The organism is Rhizorhabdus sp. (genome assembly GCF_018006725.1).
Classification (GTDB): Bacteria; Pseudomonadota; Alphaproteobacteria; order Sphingomonadales; family Sphingomonadaceae; genus Rhizorhabdus.
In genome coordinates this window covers 1-2,698 of record NZ_JAGMXV010000448.1, presented here as the reverse complement: position 1 = coordinate 2,698, position 2,698 = coordinate 1, and the positions used below count along the sequence as shown (strand labels likewise).

General features: G+C 61.4%; 4 protein-coding genes. 2 read left to right on the top strand and 2 right to left on the bottom strand.

From position 1 onward, the window contains the following. Positions 1-165: 165 nt before the first annotated feature. Positions 166-549: a hypothetical protein gene (locus KAY22_RS27635; RefSeq protein ID WP_296626245.1), complete on the bottom strand. Its 384-nt coding sequence runs from the start codon at positions 547-549 to the stop codon at positions 166-168. Between the two features lie 27 nt (positions 550-576). Next, on the bottom strand, positions 577-798 hold the full coding sequence (locus KAY22_RS27630; RefSeq protein WP_296626244.1) for a hypothetical protein: 222 nt from the start codon (positions 796-798) through the stop codon (positions 577-579). A 179-nt stretch (positions 799-977) separates the two neighbouring features. On the opposite strand from KAY22_RS27630, the gene KAY22_RS27625 reads away from it, so the two are divergent. Together KAY22_RS27625 and KAY22_RS27620 are read left to right on the top strand one after the other, a co-directional pair. Further along, positions 978-1,397: a hypothetical protein gene (locus KAY22_RS27625; protein ID WP_296626243.1), complete on the top strand. Its 420-nt coding sequence runs from the start codon at positions 978-980 to the stop codon at positions 1,395-1,397. 55 nt (positions 1,398-1,452) lie between these two features. Then, the coding region (locus tag KAY22_RS27620; protein WP_296626242.1) for a hypothetical protein at positions 1,453-2,698 on the top strand (1,246 nt) is incomplete at its 3' end.

Below are 2,698 nucleotides of genomic sequence, written 5' to 3'. Positions count from 1 at the left end.
CGCGTTCCCCACTCCCAGTGCTGCCAGGAGCGCAAAGCGGAGTAGATCAGGGCGCCTGCCTCGGACTGAGACAGTCCTGCCGCCTCGCGAGCTTGCAGGATCGCTTCGGGTGTTGGGTTCGATGCAGCCGTCTGGGATACTTTGCGGTTCGGGTGATTGGTCACATCAAGCCCTCCCTGGAGGGTACGAGAACCCGCCGCCGAACGCGTTCTCGGCAAGCGCTTCGGCGATCAGTTCCTCTTGCGTCGCGTCTGCTGGCCCGCCGTCGGCGATTTGCAGTCTGTACCACTCGTTGATCAACGCCGCCACATTGTCCTCCGGCGTTTCCCGGAAAAAACTCGGGTCGATCCCGCTGGCCTTGCAGATAGCGTCGATCGGTGTCCAGTCGAACGACACCATGCCGTTTGCGTCGCGCGCTAGACGAAGATCGGAAAACAGGATGTTTTCCGGGATGCATACACTTATCAATACATTCATCAGGGGCATTTTTTGTCCTCCAAGAAAAAGCCCGGAAATGTCCGGGCATAGGGATATTCTGGCGATACTCACGCCGCATGCTGGGCGGGGTGATGGCGGTCAGAAATCCGTGCGGACTTCCCATTTGTATCCCGTGTGGATGCTGCACTCGTCCCGCCGGACGGGGTTGCCGTCCTTGAATATGGTTGCCTTGCCGTCCCCGTACAGCTCTCCCCGGATATACCGCCGTGCAGCGCGGACTGCTGCGGCAATGCTGGAAGACTCGCGGCTTCCGTTGAGGAAGCTGGAATTGTTGCTGGCGGTCCATTCGATCTTGCTCATTTGAGTCTCCAGCCCCTGATCCCCGAGGCGCGGTAGTGGTCTATCCACAGCCCTAATAATACTCCCATTGGGCGCATTATCAATGGGTGCGCCAGCCGTTTTCCGGAACGACCGAACCATCCATCACGTTGGAATAGACAAGCATGGCACCCTGCGCGCATCTCATCAGGGGTCTGTCAATGGGTGCCACTCTCGATCCGCGGAAAGCACATCTGGTCCGCCAGCACGGCGACATCATCGCAATCTATACCTGGGTGAACGACGAGCGCGCGCTGGTGCTCATCCCGGCGCATCGCAAACCTGGCAGCCCGTGGTTTGTGGTCTGCGAGTCGGCAGCATACCGGTACGACAATCCGCACTACCTGGCCAAGCAGGCTCGGAAAGCCGCTGAAGTTATCGGCATGGATGAAACACAAGCCGCTTGGTTCAAAATCGCCTCGATCATTATCGAGGGCCTGGGCGACCTGATCCGCATGCCGTCGGCGCCGGAAAAAGAGCTGATGTCCGCCTCGATCGGGCACATGGAAATCAGGGAAGACGGCGAGTTGATGACGGGCCGCGACATCGTTTTGGAGAAGGACGAGCCCGAGTATGCCTAGCCTTTCGTACCGCCCAGTCCGCGGCCGGGCTTCTGGTGACCAGTATTCGGACTGGTTGGACGGCGATGCCCAACCGCAGGACGCTGCTCCGTCGCATCCGATGGACTCTGATGAGATGCGGGAGGAGCATCGGCGCATCCTCCAGTGGTTTTACCTGGAGCGCGACAAGCAGTGCGAGAACCGCTTGCAGATGTCGATGGACGCCGACGCATACGACAACCGACAGTGGGAGCCGGAAGACTCCGAGGTGCTCGCCGACCGTGGCCAGATGCCGCTCGTCTACAACGAGGTCGCGCCGGCGGTGGATTGGCTGATCGGCACCGAGCGACGGACGCGTGCCGATTGGAAGGTGCTACCGCGCTCCGAGGATGATGTTCAGGGCGCCGACGTTAAGACCAAGGCCTTGAAGTACATCAGCGACGTCAACCGGGCGCCGTTTGCCCGGTCGCGCGCATTCGGAGATACGGTCAAGGTCGGTGTCGGGTGGGTGGACGACGGCGTACAGGACGACCCGACGCAGGAGGCGCTCTACAGCAAGTACGAGGACTGGAGAAACGTGCTCTGGGACTCGTGCGGGTACGAGCTTGATCTTTCCGACTCACGCTACCTGTTCCGGTGGCGGTGGGTAGATGAGGACGTTGCTCTGGCCATGTTCCCGGACCGGGCGCGCGCGATCAAGGCGGCGATCGAGGATGTGTCGGCATACGACAACGACAGCGAGCACGAGGACGACCCGTGGTATCTCGGAGAGCCTTTGTCAGGCTCTCGCACGGGCGTCGTCAGGGCAGCAGGAACCGGGGTCAGCGCCGATGCTGTACGCCGGCGCGTGAAGCTGATCGAGTGCCAATACCGCAAGCCGCTGTCGGTGCCGATCGTCACCGACGGGCCGTGGAAAGGGACGATTCTTCCCGAGAGCTTCCAACAGCAGTACGAGGCGGTTCCTCGCGTGATGATGCGCGTCCACTTCGCTGTCTTCACCGAGGCGGCGATGATTTCCTGGGCGCCGTCCGGGCTGCGCCACAACCGCTTCACACTGACTCCGATCTGGTGTTACCGGCGCGGCCGGGACCGGCTTCCCTACGGCGTGATTCGCCGGGTGCGAGACATCCAGGCTGACATCAACAAGCGGGCATCCAAGGCTCTCTGGTTGATGAACACGAACCAGATCATTGCCGACGAGGGTGCCGTCGAGGACTGGGATCTGGCGCGTGCGGAAGTCAATCGGCCGGATGGTGTGATCGTCAAGCGTGCCGGAAAGCAGTTTGATATCCGGCGCGACACGGACGCGGCCAGTGCTCAGG